Origin of the sequence: Actinomycetospora succinea (assembly GCF_004363095.1) — a bacterium.
In the GTDB taxonomy this organism is placed as follows: Bacteria; Actinomycetota; Actinomycetes; order Mycobacteriales; family Pseudonocardiaceae; genus Actinomycetospora; species Actinomycetospora succinea.
In genome coordinates this window covers 200,554-220,626 of sequence record NZ_SNYO01000012.1, presented here as the reverse complement: position 1 = coordinate 220,626, position 20,073 = coordinate 200,554, and the positions used below count along the sequence as shown (strand labels likewise).

The window sequence follows — 20,073 nt, the reverse complement described above, 5'->3', positions numbered from 1 at the left end:
CAGCAGCCCTACAACGAAGCCACCGCCTGGCCCGCGGCTACAGACAAGACAAACGCCCCCGCGGCTTGACCTCCTACGACCGTGGGATGTCTAGGTGCCGTCCTCCGTGGCCACCAGCCGCCGCGGCGGGTGGTGCCTGTCCCCCGGCGAGGTCGACGTCAGGTCGTCGTCGTGGGCGGGTCCTCGAGCGGCCAGCCGTACTCGGACACGTGGCGCTCCTGCTCGGCGTAGAGCCGGGCCTGGTGAGCCGCCTCCCGGAGACGGCCCGCGGCGTGCGGGCGCAGCCGGGCCGCGTCCTCGAGGACCCTCGCGAGCGTGTCCTCGGAGACCGCGATCTCTCCTGCGAGGCTGCGGATCCGGCGGCGGAGGTGGACGGCGTGCTCGTGCACCGAGTCGCGGATCGCGCGGTTCTCCTCCAGGGCGGCGGGCTCGTCCTCGCTCATGGCCACCTCCGGGTGTGTGCCGTCCAGGATGCCCCACGGCGGCTCGCCGTGACCGAGCAACGGCGGCCGTCCCCCTGACGGGGCTACCATGCGTGCCCTCACGGCGAGAACCCACCGGCCGTGTCCCTCGAACCTCGATCCGGGTGCGCTCGCGGAGCGCGCCGAGAGGCAGGCGCACCGCCCATGGACGCGCGCGACGGGACGACGTTGATCGGCGTGGGCGCGTCGGCGGGTGGCGTGGAGGCGCTGCTCGACCTCGCCGAGGGACTCCCCGCGGACCTGCCGGCGGCCGTGTTCGTCGTCCTCCACCAGTTGCCGACGGCCCCCACCGTGCTGCCGAACCTGCTCGGCAGGCGGTGCGCGCTGCCCGTCGAGCACGGACGGGACGGCGCGGTCGTCGAGCGGGGCCGGGTGTACGTGGCCCCGCCCGACCACCACCTCCTCGTCCACGACGGGCGTCTCGTCGTGTCCCGGGGCCCCAAGGAGAACGGGCACCGCCCGAGCGTCGACCCGCTCTTCCGCTCACTGGCCCTCGAGGCGGGGCCCTCCGCGATCGGTGTCGTGCTCAGCGGCATGCTCGACGACGGGTCGGCCGGCCTGCTCGAGATGGTCCGGCACGGCGGCACGGCGGTGGTGCAGGAGCCGGAGGAGGCCCTGTTCCCCGACATGCCGCGCGCCGCGCTCCACCAGGTGCCCGGCGCGGTGGTGCGGCCGGTCGCCGCGCTGGCCGAGGTGTTCGTCGAGCTCGCGGCCCGGCCGAGCCTCGGCGGCCGGGGTGCGAGCGAGCAGCTCGTCTACGAGGTCGCGGTGGCCCGCAACGACACCACCGAGGTCGCGAGGTCCGACCCGCCCGGCCCGCCGGCCGGCCTGTCCTGCCCGGACTGCTCCGGACCGTTGTTCGACCTCAGCGAGCGGCACCTGCTGCACTACCGCTGCCGGGTCGGCCACTCGTGGACCGAGGAGAGCCTGCACGTCGAGCAGAACGGCCGTGTGGAGGACGCCCTCTACGCCGCGCTGCAGGCGCTGGAGGAGAAGGCCGCCCTCCAGCACCGGATCGCCGCGACGGCGGCCGCCCGGAACTCGTCCCGGGTCGTGACCCGGGCGCGAGAGACGGCACATGACGCCCTCCGCGCCGCCTCACTGGTGCGCGCGCTGCTGGTGGAGCCGGCGGGCCGCACCTCCTCGACGGAGGAGACCACGACGAACGGAGAGGTGCTGTGACCGACGAGGCCGGGGCCGAGCAGATCCCGGAGGAGCCGGCCGACCCCGTCGACGGGGTCGAGACCGAGACCGAGACCGAGACCGAGACCGAGCCCGAGGGCGAGTTCGAGGTCGAGTTCGAGGCGCTGCTCGACTTCCTCAAGGAGAGCCGGGGGTTCGACTTCACCGGGTACAAGCGGTCGAGCATCCGACGCCGGGTCGTGCGCCGGATGCAGCAGATCAACGTCGAGTCTTTCACCGAGTACCACGACATGCTGCAGGTCGACACCGACGAGTTCACCCAGCTCTTCAACATGGTGCTGATCAACGTCACCGGCTTCCTGCGCGACCCCGAGGCCTGGCGCGAGCTCGCCGACCAGGTGGTGCCCCAGATCCTCACCTCGAAGCCGCGGGGCGAGCCGGTCCGCGTGTGGTCGGCGGGCTGCGCCAGCGGCGAGGAGGCCTACGGCCTCGCGATGGTGTTCGCCGAGGCGCTCGGCATCGAGGAGTTCCGCCAGCGGGTGAAGGTCTACGCCACCGACGTCGACGAGGACGCCCTGGCCACCGCGCGCCAGGCCACCTACGGGGAGAAGGAGCTCCAGGCCCTGCCCGACGAGTGGCGCGAGCGCTACTTCGAGCGGGTCGGGTCGCGGTTCGCGTTCCGCAGCGACCTGCGCCGCTGCGTCATCTTCGGCCGCAACGACCTGGTGCAGGACGCCCCGATCGGGCGGCTCGACCTGCTCGTCTGCCGCAACACCCTGATGTACCTCAACGCCGAGACCCAGGCGCAGGTGCTGCGGCGGTTCCACTTCGCCCTCAACACCACGGGCGTGCTCTTCCTCGGCAAGGCCGAGATGCTGCTCAGCCACGGACGGCTCTTCCTGCCCGTCGACCTCAAGCGCCGGTTCTTCCGGAAGGCCGACCAGGTCGACCCGTCCGGTCGGTTCGGCGGCGCGCTCGGCCGGGGCCAGGTCGCGCAGACGCGCGCCGAGGTGCAGCTCGAGGACGAGACGCTGCTGCTCAGCCCGCTGGCCACGCTGGTCGTCACGCCGGACGAGGTGGTGGCCAAGGCCAACCAGCGCGCCGAGGCGCAGCTCGGCATCACCTCGCGCGAGATCGGGCGGCGCTTCACCGAGCTCGAGCTGTGCCACCGGATCGCCGGGCTGCGGTCGTCGTACGAGGACGTCCGCCGCAACCGGACCTCGCTGTGGCAGCACGAGGCCGAGTTCTCGCGCTCGGCCTCCGAGACCCTCTTCTTCGACATCCAGATCGTCCCGCTGCAGGGGCGCAGCGACGACGGGGTCTCGGTCGCGCTGTTCTTCACCGACGTCACCCGGTACCGCCGCATGACCGCGGAGCTGCAGTCGGCCCACCGCCAGGTGGAGACCGCCTACGAGGAGCTCCAGTCGACGGTGGAGGAGCTGGAGACCACCAACGAGGAGCTCCAGTCGACGGTGGAGGAGCTGGAGACCACCAACGAGGAGCTCCAGTCGACGGTGGAGGAGCTCGAGACCACCAACGAGGAGCTCCAGTCCACCAACGACGAGCTCCAGTCGATGAACGACGAGCTGCGGGACCGCACCTCCCAGCTCGACCACGCGAACGACTTCCTCGAGTCGGTGCTCGGCAGCCTCCGGACCGCGGTCGTGGTGGTCGACACCGAGCTGATCGTGCAGGCGTGGAACGGCCGCGCCGACGACCTGTGGGGGCTGCGGTCCGACGAAGCGGTCGGCCAGCACCTGCTCAACCTCGACATCGGCCTGGCGACCGAACGTCTCCGCCCGCTGGTCCGCGACGTGCTGCACGGCGATCCGCCGGGGGAGGAGCCGCTGCGCCTGGAGGCCATCAACCGCCGGGGACGCACCGTGCAGCTCGCCATCACGGTCTCCCCCCTGACCGGGCGGGACAGCCGGCCGACCGGGGTGATCGTGCTGATGGACCAGCTCGATCCCCCGGCCTGACCCTCACGGGGAGAGCTGGGCGAGCGAGAGGTTGTTGCGGTCGGGGTCGAGGAACCACGCGATCCGGCCCCCGCCCGGCGCGGTCCAGATGCCGCGCTCGTCCTGGTCCATGAACTCGTAGCGCGTGAACACGACGCCCCGCGCCGTGAGCTCGTCGACCGCCGCCGCGATGTCGGGCACCGACCAGCCGAGCACCGTGTAGGGCGCGGCCGCGGGCGCCGGCACCTCGGTGATCCGGAGCATCGTCCCGCCGACGTCGGCGACCAGCGCGAACGGCCGTTCGTCCTTCAGGTCGAGGCCGAGGACGTCGCCGTAGAAGCGCTGCGCGGCGTCGAGGTCGGACACCCCGACGAAGCCCATCAGCCCCGCGTCGCCGAGTGCGCTCACCGACCCAGCATGCTCCGCGGGGCAAGACCTCTACAGGCGCGCCGCCAGGTCCGCGACGCCGGGGCCGTCGAGGGCGGCCAGGCCCGCGGGGCGGCCGGTGGAGGCGAGGAGCAGGTCTCCGATCGGGCCGCGGAGCTCGTGGTCGCCGTCACCGCTGGTCCAGTCGATGTCGGTCGCGACGAGGCGCAGGCCCGCCATCCGCTTCGGCGCCCCGTAGAACGACGTCGACAGGACGAAGTCGAGTGCGGGCACCACGCGCTCGGGCGACATCGGCAGCGTCCGGCGCAGCGGCCGGGTGAGGTCCTGGCCGTGGGTGAGGATGTCGACGAGGGGGTCCGTGGGCTTCGCGCCCATCGGCCGCTGCGTCCACCCCGCCGACTCGCGGAACTGGGTGATCAGCTCGGCGGGGGAGTACTGCGCGGCCCGGGCGCGCGCGGCGCGGTCGATGAAGGCGTTGATGTCGAACCGGGCCGCGACGACGCCCCGCAGCGCCTCGAGACGCGTGATCCGCGACGTCAGCGTGAGGTGCGCGACCAGCGTCTTCACCGTCCAGCCCGTGCAGAGCGTCTCGACGTCCCACTCCTCGGGCGCGAGCTGCTCGAGCACGTCGGCCAGCCGGAGCCGTTCGGACTCGATGGCGGTCTGCAGCTCGGCGCTGTCCACGGCGTCCCCCCAGGTCGGCAGGGGCAGAACCTAGCGCGGCCGCCCGTCCAGGTACATCGTCATGCGGACCGTCGTGCCGCCGTCCTCGGAGCTGTGCAGCCGGACGAGGTCACAGAGCCGGTGGGTGAGGAACAGGCCGTACCCGCGCCCGTCGGCGTCCTCGGGCGGGTGCCGGCCGGCGAGCGGGTCGGCGACGTGGCCCGAGTCCTGGATCTCCGCGACCACCCGGTCGTCGGTGTGCCAGAGCGAGAGGATGCCGGGCCCCTCGGTGTGGACGATCGTGTTGACGGCGACCTCGTGCACGGCGAGGCACAGGTCCGCGACGCGGTCGGCCGACAGCCCCGCGCCCGCGGCGTGGTCGGCCACCGCCCGGCGGACGGCGCGGGGACCGTGCGGGGCCGTGTAGACGAGCGTCTCGCCGAGGTCCGGGGGCTCCGGCAGCGGACCGAGCACGGTCTCGGCGAGCTTCGCGGGGTCGGCGTAGGTGACGTTGGTGACCGGCGCCCCGCCCTCGACGAGCAGGGGATGCGCGGCGCGGACGTCGGCGAGGACGTCCGGGTCGAGCGACCGGGTGTCGTACGGGCAGAGCATCGTCACCGGCCGATCGGCGAACGCGACGTTGGTCAGCGCGTCGTGCTGCAGGTAGGCGGCGCGCTCCTCGGCGGGCCGGTCCGGCCACAGCCCGCCGCCGACGGCGCGCACGCGGCGGTCCGGGTGCTCGTCCATGAACCGGTGCAGCGCCGGGACGAGCCGCGCGGGGTTGGGTCCGAGGCGCCGCACGTCCTGGAGGACGACGGCGCCGGCGTCGCCGCCGAGGGCGTCGCGGAGCGGGCCGAGGTGCTCGCCGGGCAGCGCGATGACGACCGCGTCCTCGACCTCGAGGCCCTCGCGCACGTGGTCGACGACGCCCGTGACGAACTGCGCCTCGTCGTCGTAGAAGAGCGCCGCGTGCTCGAAGCCGCGTCCGGAGCCCGGGGTGCCGCTGGTGCCGAGGCCGCGGCGATGACGTCCGGCGTTGTCCGACGTACTCACCCCCGACCATCACTCGTCTGATGGCGCCGTCCCCCGACGTGGGGTCGATCCTCGCCGGATCCGTGGCGATCGCGACAGCGAGTTCCGCTCAGCGGGTGGAGCGATGCGCCAGACGGTCGTCACGACTGGGCGTACCGGGTCATAGAGATTTCACACAACTTCACACGGCGTCCTCGCCGCGCTCCCCGGTCCGGACCCGGAGCACGAGGTCCAGCGGCGTCACCCACAGCCGTCCCTCGGGGTGCACGGCGGCCGCGATCTCGTCGACGACGCGGTCGACGAGCTCGTCGTGCACGATCGCCTCGAGCCGCAGGCACGGCGCGTAGCTGTCCTGCACGACCTGGCCGCGCTGCACGGTGCGCTGGCCGTTCGGGGCGGGCCCGAGGACCTCGGAGATCGTCATCCCGAGCACCGCGTGCCGCTCGAGCGCCCGGCGCGCGGCGTCGAGCGCGTGGGGCGGGATCATCGCGTGCACCGTCTTCACCGCGCGTCCTCCCGTCCGCCTCGCCGAGACGCTACGGGGCCGGACGTGATCGGGCGAGGGGCCGCCTACGCTGCCGCCGTGCCCGCTCAGAGACACCCGGTGGTCCTGGTCCTCGGCGGCCGCAGCGAGATCGGGGTGGCCCTCGCGTGCCGCCTCGCGACGACCGGGCGCGCGGGCACGGTGGTGCTGGCCGCGCGCCGCGCCGGCGAGCTCACCGCGGAGACCGCGGCGGTGCGCAGCGCGGGGGCGCAGGTCGCGACCGTCGAGTTCGACGCCGACGACCTCGCCGGCCAGGCAGCGGTGCTCGACGAGGTCGATGCGGCCCACGGGCTGCCCGACACGGTCGTCGTGGCCTTCGGGGTGCTGGGCGACCAGGGCCGCGCCGAGCGCGACGCCGCCCACGCGGCCGCCGTCGTGCACACCGACTACGTCGCCCAGGTCGCGGTGCTCACCGAGGTCGCGGCCCGGATGCGGGCGCGGGGCCGGGGCGAGATCGTCGTGTTCTCGTCGGTGGCGGGGGTCCGGGTGCGGCGCGCCAACTACGTCTACGGCAGCGCGAAGGCCGGGCTCGACGGGTTCGCCTCCGGGCTCGCCGACGCCCTGCACGGCAGCGGCGCGCACCTCACGCTCGTGCGCCCGGGGTTCGTCATCGGGCGCATGACGGCCGACAGCGGCCTCGACCCGGCGCCGCTCTCCTCGACGCCGGGCCAGGTCGCCGACGCCACCGCCGACGCGCTGGCCGCCGGGCGCGACGTCGTGTGGGTGCCGGGCGCGCTGCGGGTGCTGTTCACCGCGATGCGCCTGCTGCCCCGGTGGGCCTGGCGGCGCCTCCCGCGGTGAGGGGCTGCGCCCACGTGAGTGACATGGGTCGCCCTGGCGACCCGGACCACTCACGTGCGCGGCAGCGCCTCAGCGGTGCGTGATGACCGGCGAGGCGCCCGGGCCGAGCTGCTGGCCGGTGACCGGGACGTCGCCCAGCGCCTCGTCGATCGCTGCCAGGGTGTCCGCCGTGAGCTCGATGCCCGCGGCGGCAGCGTTGGCGTGCACCTGCTCGGGCCGCGACGCGCCGACGATCGCCGACGCGAGCTCCGGGCGGCGCAGCACCCACGCGATCGCCAGCTCGGCCATCGACAGCCCCGCGCCCTCGGCGATCGGGACCAGGCGCTGCACGGCCTCGAGGGTGCGGTCGGTGAGCTTCTGGCGGATGAAGCCGTTCATCTCGTCGCTCGCGGCGCGGGAGTCGACGGGGACCGGCTCGCCCGGCTTGTACTTGCCGGTGAGCACACCCTCGGCGATCGGCGACCAGACGATGTTCGAGATCCCGTGCTCCGCGGTCGTCGGGAAGACCTCGGCCTCGGGCGCGCGCCACAGCATCGAGTACTGCGGCTGTGAGGACACGATCCGCACGTCGTCCGGGCAGGCCTCGACGCCCGCGCGGATCTGGTCGGGCGTCCACTCGCTGACGCCCAGGTAGCGGGCCTTGCCGGCGCGCACGACCTCGGCGAGCGCCTCCATCGTGTCCTCGATCGGCGTCTCGGAGTCGAAGCGGTGGCACTGGTAGAGGTCGACGTGGTCGGTGCGCAGGCGGCGCAGCGAGGCGTCGATCTGCTTGTGGATCTGCTCGGGCGACAGGCCGCGGTCGGTGTCCGACATCGGGAAGTAGACCTTGGTGGCGAGCACGTAGTCCTCGCGCCGGTAGTCGGCGAGGATGCCGCCCCACGCCTCCTCCGCGGCGCCGCGGCCGTAGACGTTGGCGGTGTCGAAGAACGTGATGCCGGCGTCGAAGGCGGCGCGCGTGCACGCCGCCGTGGCGTCGGCCTCGACGCCGCCGGAGTAGGTCAGCCAGGAGCCGAGGGAGATCTCGGACACCTGCAGGTCGCTCGAACCGAGCTGTCGATGGCGCACGTCCGTACCGTAGGAGCCGATGCCGATGACGGCCTGCGCAGAGATCAACACTCCCGGTCACCGGAAGGACAGTGCCGATCGGCTCACACGATCGACCGGTCGACGCAGTTCCCTGTGGCCGACGTGTGAACTTCGGCGACAGCGGGTTCCGCCGTTCGGCACGGCTGGCACGATGGTGTGCACGAGCTAGCGAGCGGGCCCCGACGCCCCGCGGCACCGAGGCCGCGACGTCGTGCGGGTCCTCCCTCTCGTCACTGCCCGGTCCATGACCGCCGAACGTCGTAGGGGTTTCGTGAACGTGTTGCTGGCGCCGTTGCGCCCTCTGGCCGATGTCCTCGACCTGACCGCGGAGGCGATGGCCGCCGTGGGCACGGTGTCGGTGGCCGCCCTCGGGCTGGTGCTCGCCCGGGTGGAGCCGCCGGAGGAGCGTCGGTCGCTGCGGGTGGTCGCGGGGCCTCCCCGGACCTGAGGCGCCGACCCGGGGTCAGGCCCCGCCGCGCTCGCGCAGCAGCTCGTTGAGCGTGCGCAGCTCGTCGCGGATCTCGGTGAGCAGGCCCGGGATCTCGTGGCCGCGCTCCCAGTGCGGGGTCACGTCGATGCCCAGGTCGCCGAGCTCGCGCTCGTAGAGCTCGGCGAGCAGCGTGCGGTACGGCTCGTCGGGCACGGTGCCGTTCTCCCACCGCGACAGCTGGGTCTTCAGGCTGGCGGCGCTGGCGACGTCGACCTCGCCGCGCTCGGCCAGCTCGCGGAGTCTCGCCACGGCCGTGGTCTGCGACCATCCCCGATCGCGGCGGGCGTCACGCAACGAGACCACGTCGTCACAGTAGACGACCGGGCGATGAGCAGGCCGTCAGTTCCGGCGGGGTGAGCGGGACGCCCGCTTGGGCGCCGGCAGCCGCGAGGAGCGCCGGGCGGGGGCCCGCGGGGGCGGGGCCTCGGCCGTCGCGCCGTCCTCGGGGTCGCTCTCGACGGGGGGCCGCGTCGGCCGCAGCGGTTCGACCGCCGCGCGCGGCCGGGCCTGCGCGGGACGCAGGACCCGGCGGCTGGTCGGGGTGCTGCCCTCGACGGTGACCGGGGCGTCGTGGCGGTCGAAGAAGGCGCACATCCGCGCCCACGTCGTGTTCTTCGCGGCGCGCCCGACGAGCACGCCGAGGTGTCCGCCCGGGGCCGTCGTCAGCCGCGTGTCCGCGCCGGTGAGGCGCCGGGTGCCCGTGCGGACGGCGCGGGGCGGGACGACCCGGTCGGTCTCGCCGGCGACGAGCAGGACCGGGCGGCGCAGGTCGGACAGGTCGACCACGCGGCGCCCGACGGGGACACGGCCGGCCTCGAGGTCCTCGGGCGCCACCATCGCGCGGAAGTAGGTGCCGATGAACCGGGCCTGGTCGCCGATGAGGGCCCGCAGGTCGTCCACGGCCTCGAGCTGCGCGAGGAACTCCCGGTCGTCGAGGCGGGCGATCATCGTCAGGGGCGCGGTGAGCAGCTCGTCGAGCGAGCCGAGCCCGAGCGCGCGAAGCAGGCGCGGCAGCGGCATCAGGGCCAGGAGCGTCTGCAGGGTCGCCAGCACGGGGCCGCCCGCGGCGATCGCGAGCGGGCGCGCCCCGACCACCGGCGGCACCTCGTCGAGCGTGAACGGCGCGGCGATCGCGGTGACCGAGGCGAGCGGCAGGTCGGCGTGCCCGGCCGCGGTGAGCACCGCGTGCAGCCCGCCGATCGACCAGCCGACCAGGTGCACCGGGGCGCCCTGGTGCGCGTCGCTGACCGTCCGCACGACGTGGGGGAGGATCTCGTCGACCCAGCGCTCGAGGTCGGCGGGACCGGGCGAGATCGAGGCGCCGTGGCCGACGAGGTCCTCGTCGTCGACCTGGTACACCGGCCGGCCCTCGCCGACGAGGTGCTCGACGAGGCTGTTGCCGCGCCGCAGGTCGAACGCCACCCCGCAGGCCCCCAGCGGCGACACCAGCACCACCGGCGAGCCCCGCAGTCGCGCCGTCGGGTGCACGGCGTAGCGGTAGGTGCTCACCGACCCGGCGCGGGCGAGCCCGTGCGCGCGCCCGACCCCGTGGTCGCCCGCGTCGCCCGGCCCGGTGTCGAACGCGGTGCGGGGCATGCGGCGCAGGTCGGCCAGCGGCCCCTCCAGCACGCGCGAGCGCATGTTGCCCACGGCGCGCCACGCCCCGGCCGGGGTCAGGATCACGGTGCCTCCTCGGGCGGGTTCACACGACCTCGGGGCGGCCGAAGGGCTCGAGCCTAGGTCTGGTGGACGACGCCCGCCTCTTGCAGCTTCGCGATCCGGTCGCGGTCGACGCCCCAGTCGGCGAGCGCCTCCGCGGAGTGCTGGCCCGGCGTGGCCGGCGGCGTCGGCGTGCCGCTGGGGGTGCGGCTGAAGCGCGGGGCCGGCGCCGGCTGGGTCACGCCGAACGCGTCGATGTGCAGGCCGCGGGCCTTGTTGTGCGGGTGCCGGGCGGACTCCTCCATGTCGAGCACCGCGGCCACGCAGGCGTCGGTCGCCTCGAGGTCGGCGGCCCACTCGTCGCGGGTCCGGGTCGCGAAGACCTCGCCGATCCGCGCGCGCCACTCGGGCCAGCGCGCCATGTCCCACTGGTTGGCGGCGATCTCCTCGCCCTCCAGCCCCAGGCCCTTCATGAGCTCGGCGTAGAACTGCGGCTCCAGGGCGCCGACGGCCACGTACCCGCCGTCGCTGCAGCGGTAGTGGTCGTAGAACGGGGCGCCGCCGTCGAGGATGTTGCCGCCGCGCGCGTTCGGCCACAGCCCGCCCGCGCGCATCCCGTAGACCATCGCCATCTGCAGTGCGGCGCCGTCGACGATCGCGGCGTCGACGACCTGCCCACGCCCCGAGATCCCCCGCTCGATCAGCGCGCCCAGCACGCCGACGACGAGCAGCATCCCGCCGCCGCCGAAGTCGCCGACGAGGTTGATCGGGATCGCCGGCGCGCCGTCGCGGCCCTGCATGTGCGCGACGACGCCGGCCGTCGAGAGGTACGTGAGGTCGTGCCCGGCGCGCGAGGCCTGCGGGCCGTCCTGGCCCCAGCCGGTCATGCGGCCGTAGACGAGGCGCTCGTTGCGCGCGTGGCAGTCGTCGGGCCCGAACCCGAGGCGCTCGGCCACCCCGGGCCGGTAGCCCTCGAGCAGCACGTCGGCGGTCGCGACGAGGTCCATGAGCACCTCGAGGCCCTCGGGCGCCTTGAGGTCCAGGGCCACCGAGCGCCGCCCGCGCGCGAGCACGTCCTTGTCGGTGTTGCCGAGCGAGAGCCCGCGGCCCCCGGCCGGCCGGTCGACGCGCAGCACGTCGGCGCCCATGTCCGCGAGCATCATCGCCGCGAACGGGCCCGGCCCGATCCCGGCGACCTCGATGACCTTGACGCCGTCCAGCACACCCATGGGGCCCTCGTCCTCCTCGTCGTCCCGCGGTCCGTGGCGAGCCTACGAGACAGTCAGCGCTGACGGTATGGGTCAGCACACCGGACGACCCCGGAAACACGAACGGCGCTCTCGCTGCATCGGAAGCAGCGAGAGCGCCGTTCGTTCGGGAACACCACGCGCAGCCGGGTGCACCGGCTACGCCGACGGGCTCACTCCCCGCGCAGGGACTGGCCCTTCTCCGCCTTGTCGACCAGCGACGCCGGCGGGGCGAAGCGGTCGCCGTAGGCCTTGGCGAGGATGCGGGCGCGCTCGACGAAGCCGGGCAGGCCGCCGGGGTAGCCGTCGATGTACTGCGCCACGCCGCCGGTCCAGGCCGGGAAGCCGATGCCCATGATCGAGCCGATGTTGGCGTCGGCGATGGTGTGCAGGACACCCTCGTCGAAGCACTTCACGGTCTCGAGGGCCTCGGCGAAGAGCATGCGCTCCTGCATGTCCTCGAACGGCAGGTCGCCCTGGGCGGCGCCGAACTCCTCGGACAGGCCCGGCCAGAGCCGCGTGCGCTTGCCCGACTCGTCGTACTCGTAGAACCCGGCGCCCGAGGACCGGCCCTTGCGGCCGAGCTCGACCATCCGGTCGACGATGGCGTCGGACGGGTGCCCGACCCACGTGCCGCCGGCGGCCTCGACGCCCTTGCGGGTCTCCTCGCGGATGTGCTGCGGCAGCGTCAGGGTCAGCTCGTCCATCAGCTGCAGCGGCGGGGCCGGGTAGCCGGCCTGCGAGCCCGCCTGCTCGATCGACGACGGCGCGGCGCCCTCGCCCAGCATCGCCACGGCCTCGTTGATGAACGTGCCGATGACGCGGCTGGTGAAGAACCCGCGGCTGTCGGAGACGACGATCGGCGTCTTCTTGATCTGCAGGGCGATGTCGATGGCCTTGGCCAGCGTGGCGTCGCTGGTCTTCTCGCCCTTGATGATCTCCAGGAGCGGCATCTTGTCGACCGGCGAGAAGAAGTGCAGGCCCACGAAGTCCTCGGGGCGGTCGACGCCCTCGGCGAGCCCGGTGATCGGGAGCGTCGAGGTGTTCGAGCCCAGCACGGCGTCGGGCGCGAGGTGCGGGAGGATCTCGGCGAAGACCTGCTTCTTGAGGTCCGGGCTCTCGAAGACGGCCTCGATGACGAGGTCGGCGCCCTGCGCCGCCGACGCGTCGGCGGTCGGCGTGATCCGGGCGAGGACCTCGTCGGCCTTCTCCTGCGTCGACTTCCCGCGCGAGACGGCCTTCTCGAGGATCTTCTGCGAGTACGCCTTGCCCTTGTCGGCGTTCTCCTGCGAGACGTCCTTGAGGACGACCTCGAGGCCCGCCATCGCGCACGAGTACGCGATGCCCGCGCCCATCATCCCGGCGCCGAGCACGACCACCTTGCGGGCGGTGTGCTTCTCGTAGCCCTCGGGGCGCGAGGCGCCCTTGTTGATGGCCTGCAGGTCGAAGAAGAACGCGCGGGTCATGTTCGTCGACACCTGGCCGCAGGCGAGCTCCGCGAAGTAGCGGGACTCGATCTTGCCGGCGTTGTCGATGTCGACCTGCGAGCCCTCGACCGCCGCGTCCATGATCAGGTACGGGGCGGGCATCGGGGCGTTCTTCAGCTGCTTGCGCAGGTTGGCCGGGAACGCCGGGAGGTTCGCGGCGAACTTCGGCGTCGACGGCGTGCCGCCGGGGATCTTGTAGCCCTTCTCGTCCCAGGGCTGCACGGCCTCGGGGTTGTCCTTCACCCACTGCTTGGCGCGCGAGATCAGCTCGTCCGGGCTGTCGACGACCTCGTGCACGAGGCCGGCCTCGAGCGCGGCCTTCGGGGCGCGCTGCTGACCCTGCAGCAGCACGTTCATGAGGCCGTCGGCCAGGCCGAGCAGGCGCACGACGCGCACGACGCCGCCGCCACCGGGCAGCAGGCCGAGCGTGACCTCGGGCAGCCCGATCTTCGAGCCCTTGGCGTCGAGGGCGATGCGGTGGTGGGTGGCCAGCGCGATCTCGAGGCCACCGCCCAGCGCCGCGCCGTTGATGGCGGAGACGACGGGCCTGCCGAGGGTCTCCAGACGCCGCAGCAGGGCCTTGATGCCCTGGGTCTGGTCGAAGACCTTCTGCGCGTCGGCCTTGGTGTACTTGACGAGGTCGTCGAGGTTGCCGCCCGCGAAGAAGGTCTTCTTCGCCGACGTCAGCACGACGCCGGTGATCGAGTCCTTCTCGCGCTCGAGGCGGTCCAGCGTCGACGCGAGGTCCTCGCCGAAGCGCTGGTTCATCGTGTTGGCCGAGGCGTCGGGGTCGTCCATCGTCAGCGTGACGATGCCGTCCCCGTCGGCCTCCCACCGGAACATGTTCTCGGACACTGCGCTGGCTGCTCCTTCGCTACAGGGGTGACGTTCCGGGGTGGCTCAGACGCGCTCGATGATGGTGGCGACACCCATGCCGCCGCCGATGCACAGCGTCACGAGGGCGCGGCGCAGGTCGCGGCGCTCGAGCTCGTCGACCATGGTCCCGACGAGCATCGCGCCGGTGGCGCCCAGCGGGTGGCCCAGCGCGATGGCGCCGCCGGCCACGTTGGTGCGCTCGTGCGGGAAGCCGAGGTCCTTCATCAGCTTCATCGGCACGGCGGCGAACGCCTCGTTGATCTCGAGGAGGTCGATGTCGTCGACGGTCATGCCGGCCTTGGCCAGGACCTTCTCGCAGGCCGGCGTCGGGCCCGTCAGCATGATCGTCGGGTCGGCGCCGGAGACGGCCGTGCCGACGATGCGGGCCCGCGGGGTGAGGCCGTTCTGCTTGCCGGCCTCCTCGGTGCCCAGCAGCACCAGCGCGGCGCCGTCGACGATGCCCGAGCTGTTGCCCGGGTGGTGGACGTGGTTGATCGACTCGACCCAGTGGTACTTCTGCAGCGCCACCGCGTCGAAGCCGCCCATCTCGCCGATGCCGGCGAACGACGGCTTGAGGCCCGAGAGGCCCTCCATCGTCGTCTCGCGGACGTGCTCGTCGTGGTCGAGCACGACGAGGCCGTTGCGGTCGACGACGGGCACGATCGAGCGGTCGAAGGCGCGGTCGGCCCACGACTTCGCGGCGCGGGTCTGCGACTCGAGCGCGTAGGCGTCGACGTCCTCGCGGCTGAAGCCCTCGAGCGTGGCGATGAGGTCGGCGCCGATGCCCTGCGGGACGAAGCCGGTCTTGAAGTTGGTCTCCGGGTCCATCGCCCAGGCGCCGCCGTCGGAGGCCATCGGCACGCGGGACATCGACTCGACGCCGCCGGCGACGATGAGGTCCTCGAAGCCGGAGCGGACACGCTGGCCGGCCTGGTTGACGGCCTCGAGGCCGGAGGCGCAGAAGCGGTTGAGCTGGACGCCGCCGACGTGGTCGGGCAGGCCCGCGGCGATGGCCGCGGTCTTGGCGATGTCGCCGCCCTGGTCGCCGATCGGGCTGACGCAGCCGAGGACGACGTCCTCGATCTTGTCCTGGTCGAGCTCCGGGTTGCGCTTGCGCAGCTCGTCGATCAGGCCCACGACCAGCGACACCGGCTTGGTCGCGTGCAGCGAACCGGTGGCCTTGCCCCGGCCGCGCGGGGTGCGGAGGGCGTCGTAGATGAATGCCTCGGTCACGGGGTGTTCCCTTCGCGCGGGTGCGAGCCGACTGCTCTCAACAGTCACTATGGACTGTTTTGCGCTGCTGTCAACACGCGGGTCGCTCACGGTTACCGGTCAGTAGGGTTGTGTGGCTCTCGTTGACACGCTGCCAACGACTCACGAGGGTGAATCGCGTGGCCGACCTGCGCTCCGACGCCGACACGGACCCCGACTACGACGTCATCGTCGTCGGGTCCGGCTTCGGCGGCTCGGTGACCGCGCTGCGTCTGACCGAGAAGGGTTACCGCGTCGGGGTGCTCGAGGCCGGACGGCGATTCGCCGACCACGAGTTCCCCGCGACGTCCTGGCACCTGCGCAGCTACCTGTGGGCGCCCTGGGCCCGCTGCTTCGGCATCTTCCGGGCGAACCCGCTGCGCGACGTCCTCGTCCTCTCCGGCGCCGGTGTCGGCGGGGGCTCGCTGGTCTACGCCAACACGCTCTACCGCCCGCCGCGCGCCTTCTACGAGGACCCGCAGTGGGCCGGCGTCACCGACTGGGCCGACGAGCTCGACCCCGCCTACGACCAGGCCGCCCGCATGCTGGGCGTCAGCACCTACCCCCGCGTCTCGCCCTCGGACGCCGTCATGCGCGACGTCGCCGAGGAGATGGGCGTCGGCCACACCTACCGGGCCGCCGACGTCGGCGTGTTCTTCGGCGCGCCGCCCGGCGAGGAGGTGCCCGACCCGTTCTTCGGTGGCGCCGGCCCCGCCCGACACGGGTGCCTGCACTGCGGCGAGTGCATGACCGGCTGCCGGCACGACGCCAAGAACACGCTGGTCAAGAACTACCTGTTCCTCGCCGAGGCGGCCGGGGCGCGGGTGCACCCGATGACGACGGCGACGGCGATCCGCCCGCGGGGCGGCGACCTGTCCGGGGCGTCGGGCTACGAGGTCGACGTGCGCGCCACCGGGCGCCCGGGCGGCCGGCGCACCCTGCGCGCCGGCCAGGTCGTCGTCGCCGCGTCCGCGCTCGGCACCCAGCGGCTGCTGCACCGGCTCCGCTGCCGCGGTGACCTGCCCCGCATCTCGCCGCGGCTCGGGGAGCTCTCGCGCACCAACTCCGAGGCCATCCTCGCCGCGCGCACCGCGAGCGAGGCCGCCGACTTCACCCGCGGCGTCTCGATCACCTCGTCGATCCACCCCGACGACCACACCCACGTCGAGCCGGTGCGCTACGGCCGCGGCTCCAACCTGCTCGCGCTGCTCTCCGCCGTGCTGGTCGACGGCACGTCCGCGGCGCACGACGCGTCCCTCGGCGAGCGCGGCCCCTCGCTGCGGCGCATTGCCGGCGAGCTCGTGCGGTCGCGCAAGACCCTCCGGGCGCTGCACCGGCCGAGGAGCTGGGCCGAGCAGTCGATCGTGCTGCTGGTGATGCAGACGCTGGACAACTCGCTGACGCTGACGCCGCGGCGGTTCCTGGGCGGGCTGCGGTCGCGGCCGGGCGCCGGGACGCCGAACCCGGCGTGGATCCCCGCCGGTCACGAGGTCGCGCGGCGCGTGGCCCGGCGGATGGGAGGCTTCCCGGTCGGCGCGAGCTCGACGCTGGTGAACCTCCCGGTCACCGGCCACTTCCTCGGCGGCGCGGTGATCTCCGAGACCCCCGAGACCGGCGTCGTCGACCCCTACCACCGGCTGCACGGGCACCCCGGCGTCCACGTCGTCGACGGCTCCACGGTGCCCGCGAACCTCGGCGTGAACCCGTCGCTGACGATCACCGCACTCGCCGAGCGGGCGATGTCGCTCTGGCCCAACCGCGGCGGGCCCGACCCGCGGCCGGCGCCCGGCGAGCCGTACCGCCGTGTCGCGCCCGTCGCCCCCGACCGTCCCGCCGTGCCCGCGGACGCCCCCGGCGCCCTGCGCACGGACCTACCGACCCCGACCTTCGGAGCGCACGCATGACGACCTACCCGCCTGAGCCCTGGACGCTGGTCGGCCGGATGGACCTGTCGACGTTCGTCGTGCCGACCCACACCCTGCCCACCGCGACCTGGCCCGACGGCTGGAGCCCGCTGACGCTCGGCGGCCGCACGCCGGTCGGGGCGGCGTGGGTGGACTACGCGCCCGGCGGGGTCATGAGCTACCGCGAGCTGCTGGTCGCCGTCGCCGGGCGCGTCGGGACCCGCGTCCGCCCGCACATCGTCGCGATCTGGGTCGACAGCCCCGCGTCGCGCGACGGCGGGCGCGAGCTCTGGGGCATCCCCAAGGGCCTCGCGACCTTCGGCGGCGACGCCGGCGCGCCGACGGCGACCCTCGAGGGCGCCGAGCGCCCCGCCGCGTCCGCCCGCCTGCGCCACGGTCCGCGCCTGCCGGTGCGCCCGCACGTCGGCTTCACCCTCGCCCAGGACCTCCACGGCCGGTGCTGGGAGAGCCCGGTGACCACCCGCGCCACGCCCGGGACGCTGCACGCCGACTGGCGCTTCGACCACGAGGGCCCGCTGCAGTTCCTCGCCGGCAAGCGCCCCGTCGCGTCGGCGACCCTCCACGACTTCGCCATGTCCTTCGGGATGACGCCGGCCGACCGTGCGCGGGAGAACCAGCGATGCGGCATCGCTGGCACTGGACGCCAGGATCGCCACACGCTCGGTCCCGCGACACGCCGATGAGCGCCCCGGTCCGGGGCCGGCGGCTCGACCCCGACGCGCGCCGCGAGGAGATCGTCGCCGGCGCCCTGCGCCTGTTCGCCGCGCGCCCGTACGCGGCGGTCTCGACCACCGACCTCGCCCGCGAGGCCGGGGTCGCCCGCGGACTGATCAACCACTACTTCGGCACCAAGCGCGACCTCTACCTCGAGGTCGTGCGCCGCCTGACGACGATCCCCGCGGTCGCCGTCGAGGAGCTGCCGCCGGGCACGGTCGAGGTCCGGGCCGGTGCGGCCGTGGACTGGTTCCTCGACGCCGTCGAGCGCCACCGCGGCCTGTGGCTCTCGGTCGGCACGGGCGCGGCGGGCGACATCGACGTCGACGCGATCCTCGCCGAGGCCGACGAGATCGCCGCCGACCGCGTGCTCGCCGCCCTCGCCCCCGACGCGCCGGACGACCCCTACCGGGCCCGCGTGCGCTCGTTCTTCGGCCTGGTGCGCTCCGCGTCCCGGGAGTGGCTGGTGCGCGGCACGCTCGACCGCGCCGGTACCCGCGCTCTGCTCGTCGACGTCCTGCTCGCCGTCCTGCGCGACACGGCCCACTCGGACAGTCAGGTTTGACCGTTCGCGATCTCGGCGGCACGATCGTCGGCGACACGGTGACCGGCGGGAGACGGGGGAGGTCGAGATGGTGAGCAGCCGCGCCGCGGCCGAGCCGGAGCGACGGTCCCGCGAGCAGCGGACGTCCGACAGCCGCACGCGCATCCTCGACGCGGCGGTGTCCTGCCTCGTGGAGTCGGGCTACGCCGGCACCACCACGCTGACGATCCAGAACCGCGCCGGGGTGTCCCGCGGGCGCCTGCTGCACCACTTCCCGTCGAAGGAGAACCTGCTCGTCGCCGCGGCCCAGCACCTGGCGACCAGCCGGTTCGCCGAGGACGGGCTCGCGCGCGCCGACCTGCCCGCCGCCGACGTCGACGCCGACGCGCGCCTCGACCGGGCCGTCGAGGTCATGTGGTGGACCTACCAGCAGGCCTACTTCTGGGCCTCGGTCGAGCTGTGGACCGCGGCGCGCACGGACGGGGCGCTCGCCGCCGCGCTCCTGCCCGCCGAGCGGCGTCTCGGGGCGGCGATCCGCCAGACCGTCGACGCGTTCTTCGAGGACTACGCCGACCCGGCCCGCGCTGCGCTGCTGCGCGAGACGCTGCTGACCAGCATGCGCGGGGTCGCGCTGACCTACGGCTTCGACCCGCGCGACCCGCAGACCGACCCGCACCTCGAGCAGTGGAAGCAGCTCGCGCGCATGCTCCTGCTGCCCGAGGGCGGGCCCGGCAGGGCCTAGACGAGGGACTTCAGCGTCTCGAGCGACGACTTCACGGTGTCGTGCTCGGGCTCGAGCGGCTGGATGTTGAGCTGGGTGACGCCGGCGGCCGCGAACTCGCGGACCTGCGCGGCGACCTCGTCCTCGGTGCCGATCAGCGACACGGCGTGGACGAGCTCCTCGGGCACCTTCTCCGCCGCCTCGTCCTTGCGGCCGGCGAGGTAGAGGTCCTGGATCTCGGCCGCCTCGTCGGCGAAGCCGTACCGTGCGGCGAGGTCGTTGTAGAAGTTCTTGCCCTTCGCGCCCATCCCGCCGACGTAGAGCGCGAGCGCCGGACGCACGTGCTCGCGCAGCTTGTCCGCGCCCGGCCCGACCGCGAACGGCACGTTGACCGAGGTCTGCAGCTCGCCCAGCGCCGGGTCGCGCTTCGCCTTCCCGGCCTCGAGCGACGCGCCCCAGACCTCCTGCGCCTTGCCCGGGTGGAACCAGATCGGCTCCCACACCTCGGCGAGCTCGGCGGCCATCTCGACGTTCTTCGGGCCGAGCGCCGCCAGCATGATCGGGATCTGCGCCCGCACCGGGTGGTTGATGAGCTTGAGCGGCTTGCCCAGGCCCGTGCCCTGCTCGGGCGGCAGCGGCACCGTGTAGTGCTTGCCGGAGTACTGCACCTTCTCGCGGCGCCACACCTGCCGGCAGATCTCGACGATCTCGCGCGTGCGCCCGACGGGGGCGTCGTACTTGATCCCGTGGAACCCCTCGATGACCTGCGGCCCCGAGGCGCCCATGCCGAGCACGAAGCGGCCGTCGGAGACGTAGTCGAGGCCCGCGGCGGTCATCGCCGTCAGGGACGGGGTTCGCGTGTAGATCTGGACGATCCCGGACTCGATGTGCACCCGCGAGGTGCGCGCCGCGATGTAGCCGAGCTGGCTGACCGCGTCGAAGCTGTACAGCTCCGCCACGCTCACGGCGTCGAGCCCGATCTCCTCGAGCTCGACGAGCTTCTCGACGGTCTCGCGGAAGCCGCCCTGGGCGTACGCGATCCCCATCCCGACCTTCATGGGGC

Annotated in this window: 20 protein-coding genes; 8 read left to right on the top strand and 12 right to left on the bottom strand. The window is 73.6% G+C overall.

Translation table 11 applies throughout. The features are described 5' to 3' along the window. Positions 1-158 precede the first annotated feature (158 nt). Positions 159-443: a hypothetical protein gene (locus tag EV188_RS28365; RefSeq protein ID WP_133829673.1), complete on the bottom strand. Its 285-nt coding sequence runs from the start codon at positions 441-443 to the stop codon at positions 159-161. A 183-nt stretch (positions 444-626) separates the two neighbouring features. Here EV188_RS28365 and EV188_RS28360 point away from each other — a divergent pair, with 183 nt between their 5' ends. Then, positions 627-1,664: a chemotaxis protein CheB gene (locus EV188_RS28360; protein WP_133829672.1), complete on the top strand. Its 1,038-nt coding sequence runs from the start codon at positions 627-629 to the stop codon at positions 1,662-1,664. 125 nt (positions 1,665-1,789) lie between these two features. Further along, a complete protein-coding gene (locus tag EV188_RS28355) occupies positions 1,790-3,604 on the top strand; it encodes a CheR family methyltransferase (RefSeq protein ID WP_243742061.1) in 1,815 nt (604 codons plus the stop codon). A 3-nt stretch (positions 3,605-3,607) separates the two neighbouring features. Here the strand turns inward: EV188_RS28355 and EV188_RS28350 are convergent, their stop codons facing one another. From EV188_RS28350 to EV188_RS28335, 4 genes are all read right to left on the bottom strand, one after another. Beyond that, positions 3,608-3,991 (bottom strand): VOC family protein, encoded by a 384-nt coding sequence (locus EV188_RS28350; protein ID WP_243742055.1) that lies wholly within the window; start codon positions 3,989-3,991, stop codon positions 3,608-3,610. Between the two features lie 30 nt (positions 3,992-4,021). After that, positions 4,022-4,654, bottom strand: a complete 633-nt coding sequence (locus EV188_RS28345) for a maleylpyruvate isomerase family mycothiol-dependent enzyme (protein WP_133829671.1) — start codon at positions 4,652-4,654, stop codon at positions 4,022-4,024. Positions 4,655-4,684: 30 nt separating this feature from the next. Further along, positions 4,685-5,686: a sensor histidine kinase gene (locus EV188_RS28340; protein ID WP_133829670.1), complete on the bottom strand. Its 1,002-nt coding sequence runs from the start codon at positions 5,684-5,686 to the stop codon at positions 4,685-4,687. A 160-nt stretch (positions 5,687-5,846) separates the two neighbouring features. Then, positions 5,847-6,170, bottom strand: a complete 324-nt coding sequence (locus tag EV188_RS28335) for a P-II family nitrogen regulator (protein WP_133829669.1) — start codon at positions 6,168-6,170, stop codon at positions 5,847-5,849. Positions 6,171-6,248: 78 nt separating this feature from the next. Between EV188_RS28335 and dprE2 the strand changes: the two genes are divergently transcribed. Beyond that, positions 6,249-7,010 (top strand): decaprenylphospho-beta-D-erythro-pentofuranosid-2-ulose 2-reductase, encoded by a 762-nt coding sequence (gene dprE2, locus EV188_RS28330; RefSeq protein WP_243742054.1) that lies wholly within the window; start codon positions 6,249-6,251, stop codon positions 7,008-7,010. A 69-nt stretch (positions 7,011-7,079) separates the two neighbouring features. On the opposite strand, the gene EV188_RS28325 is transcribed toward dprE2, so the two are convergent. Further along, positions 7,080-8,075 (bottom strand): aldo/keto reductase family protein, encoded by a 996-nt coding sequence (locus EV188_RS28325; RefSeq protein ID WP_133829668.1) that lies wholly within the window; start codon positions 8,073-8,075, stop codon positions 7,080-7,082. A 292-nt stretch (positions 8,076-8,367) separates the two neighbouring features. On the opposite strand from EV188_RS28325, the gene EV188_RS32030 reads away from it, so the two are divergent. After that, on the top strand, positions 8,368-8,544 hold the full coding sequence (locus EV188_RS32030; RefSeq protein WP_166660134.1) for a hypothetical protein: 177 nt from the start codon (positions 8,368-8,370) through the stop codon (positions 8,542-8,544). A 15-nt stretch (positions 8,545-8,559) separates the two neighbouring features. Here the strand turns inward: EV188_RS32030 and EV188_RS28320 are convergent, their stop codons facing one another. The 5 genes from EV188_RS28320 to EV188_RS28300 all read right to left on the bottom strand — a co-directional run bounded on the left by EV188_RS28320 (position 8,560) and on the right by EV188_RS28300 (position 15,088). Continuing rightward, the gene (locus EV188_RS28320; RefSeq protein WP_133829667.1) at positions 8,560-8,835 is read right to left on the bottom strand and encodes a hypothetical protein; all 276 of its coding nucleotides are present in this window, start codon (positions 8,833-8,835) and stop codon (positions 8,560-8,562) included. 90 nt (positions 8,836-8,925) lie between these two features. Then, the gene (locus EV188_RS28315; protein ID WP_133829666.1) at positions 8,926-10,269 is read right to left on the bottom strand and encodes a serine aminopeptidase domain-containing protein; all 1,344 of its coding nucleotides are present in this window, start codon (positions 10,267-10,269) and stop codon (positions 8,926-8,928) included. Positions 10,270-10,322: 53 nt separating this feature from the next. Continuing rightward, positions 10,323-11,474 (bottom strand): CaiB/BaiF CoA transferase family protein, encoded by a 1,152-nt coding sequence (locus EV188_RS28310; RefSeq protein WP_133829665.1) that lies wholly within the window; start codon positions 11,472-11,474, stop codon positions 10,323-10,325. A gap of 191 nt (positions 11,475-11,665) precedes the next feature. Then, positions 11,666-13,822 (bottom strand): 3-hydroxyacyl-CoA dehydrogenase NAD-binding domain-containing protein, encoded by a 2,157-nt coding sequence (locus tag EV188_RS28305; protein WP_133829699.1) that lies wholly within the window; start codon positions 13,820-13,822, stop codon positions 11,666-11,668. A gap of 57 nt (positions 13,823-13,879) precedes the next feature. Further along, a complete protein-coding gene (locus EV188_RS28300; RefSeq protein WP_133829664.1) occupies positions 13,880-15,088 on the bottom strand; it encodes an acetyl-CoA C-acetyltransferase in 1,209 nt (402 codons plus the stop codon). A gap of 158 nt (positions 15,089-15,246) precedes the next feature. On the opposite strand from EV188_RS28300, the gene EV188_RS28295 reads away from it, so the two are divergent. The 4 genes from EV188_RS28295 (at position 15,247) to EV188_RS28280 (ending at position 19,031) form a co-directional block, all read left to right on the top strand. After that, positions 15,247-17,010: an FAD-dependent oxidoreductase gene (locus tag EV188_RS28295; protein WP_243742053.1), complete on the top strand. Its 1,764-nt coding sequence runs from the start codon at positions 15,247-15,249 to the stop codon at positions 17,008-17,010. Next, the gene (locus EV188_RS28290; protein WP_133829662.1) at positions 17,007-17,714 is read left to right on the top strand and encodes an acetoacetate decarboxylase family protein; all 708 of its coding nucleotides are present in this window, start codon (positions 17,007-17,009) and stop codon (positions 17,712-17,714) included. Before EV188_RS28295 ends, EV188_RS28290 begins: the two co-directional genes overlap by 4 nt. After that, a complete protein-coding gene (locus EV188_RS28285; protein WP_133829661.1) occupies positions 17,711-18,310 on the top strand; it encodes a TetR/AcrR family transcriptional regulator in 600 nt (199 codons plus the stop codon). The genes EV188_RS28290 and EV188_RS28285 overlap by 4 nt, the downstream gene beginning before the upstream one ends. 67 nt (positions 18,311-18,377) lie before the next feature. Next, positions 18,378-19,031 carry a TetR/AcrR family transcriptional regulator gene (locus tag EV188_RS28280; RefSeq protein WP_133829660.1) on the top strand — a complete coding sequence of 218 codons (654 nt, stop codon included), beginning with the start codon at positions 18,378-18,380 and terminating at the stop codon, positions 19,029-19,031. Here the strand turns inward: EV188_RS28280 and EV188_RS28275 are convergent. Further along, positions 19,028-20,068 carry an LLM class F420-dependent oxidoreductase gene (locus EV188_RS28275; RefSeq protein ID WP_133829698.1) on the bottom strand — a complete coding sequence of 347 codons (1,041 nt, stop codon included), beginning with the start codon at positions 20,066-20,068 and terminating at the stop codon, positions 19,028-19,030. The genes EV188_RS28280 and EV188_RS28275 overlap by 4 nt on opposite strands. Positions 20,069-20,073 lie beyond the last annotated feature (5 nt).

Bases quoted from the DNA above. Each gene is read 5' to 3' on its own strand.
- EV188_RS28275 (WP_133829698.1), bottom strand. From the start codon at position 20,068: ATGAAGGTCGGGATGGGGATCGCGTACGCCCAGGGCGGCTTCCGCGAG.
- EV188_RS28305 (WP_133829699.1), bottom strand. From the start codon at position 13,822: ATGTTCCGGTGGGAGGCCGACGGGGACGGCATCGTCACGCTGACGATG.
- EV188_RS28280 (WP_133829660.1), top strand. From the start codon at position 18,378: ATGGTGAGCAGCCGCGCCGCGGCCGAGCCGGAGCGACGGTCCCGCGAG.
- EV188_RS28285 (WP_133829661.1), top strand. From the start codon at position 17,711: ATGAGCGCCCCGGTCCGGGGCCGGCGGCTCGACCCCGACGCGCGCCGC.
- EV188_RS28310 (WP_133829665.1), bottom strand. From the start codon at position 11,474: ATGGGTGTGCTGGACGGCGTCAAGGTCATCGAGGTCGCCGGGATCGGG.
- EV188_RS28360 (WP_133829672.1), top strand. From the start codon at position 627: ATGGACGCGCGCGACGGGACGACGTTGATCGGCGTGGGCGCGTCGGCG.
- EV188_RS28365 (WP_133829673.1), bottom strand. From the start codon at position 443: ATGAGCGAGGACGAGCCCGCCGCCCTGGAGGAGAACCGCGCGATCCGC.
- EV188_RS28290 (WP_133829662.1), top strand. From the start codon at position 17,007: ATGACGACCTACCCGCCTGAGCCCTGGACGCTGGTCGGCCGGATGGAC.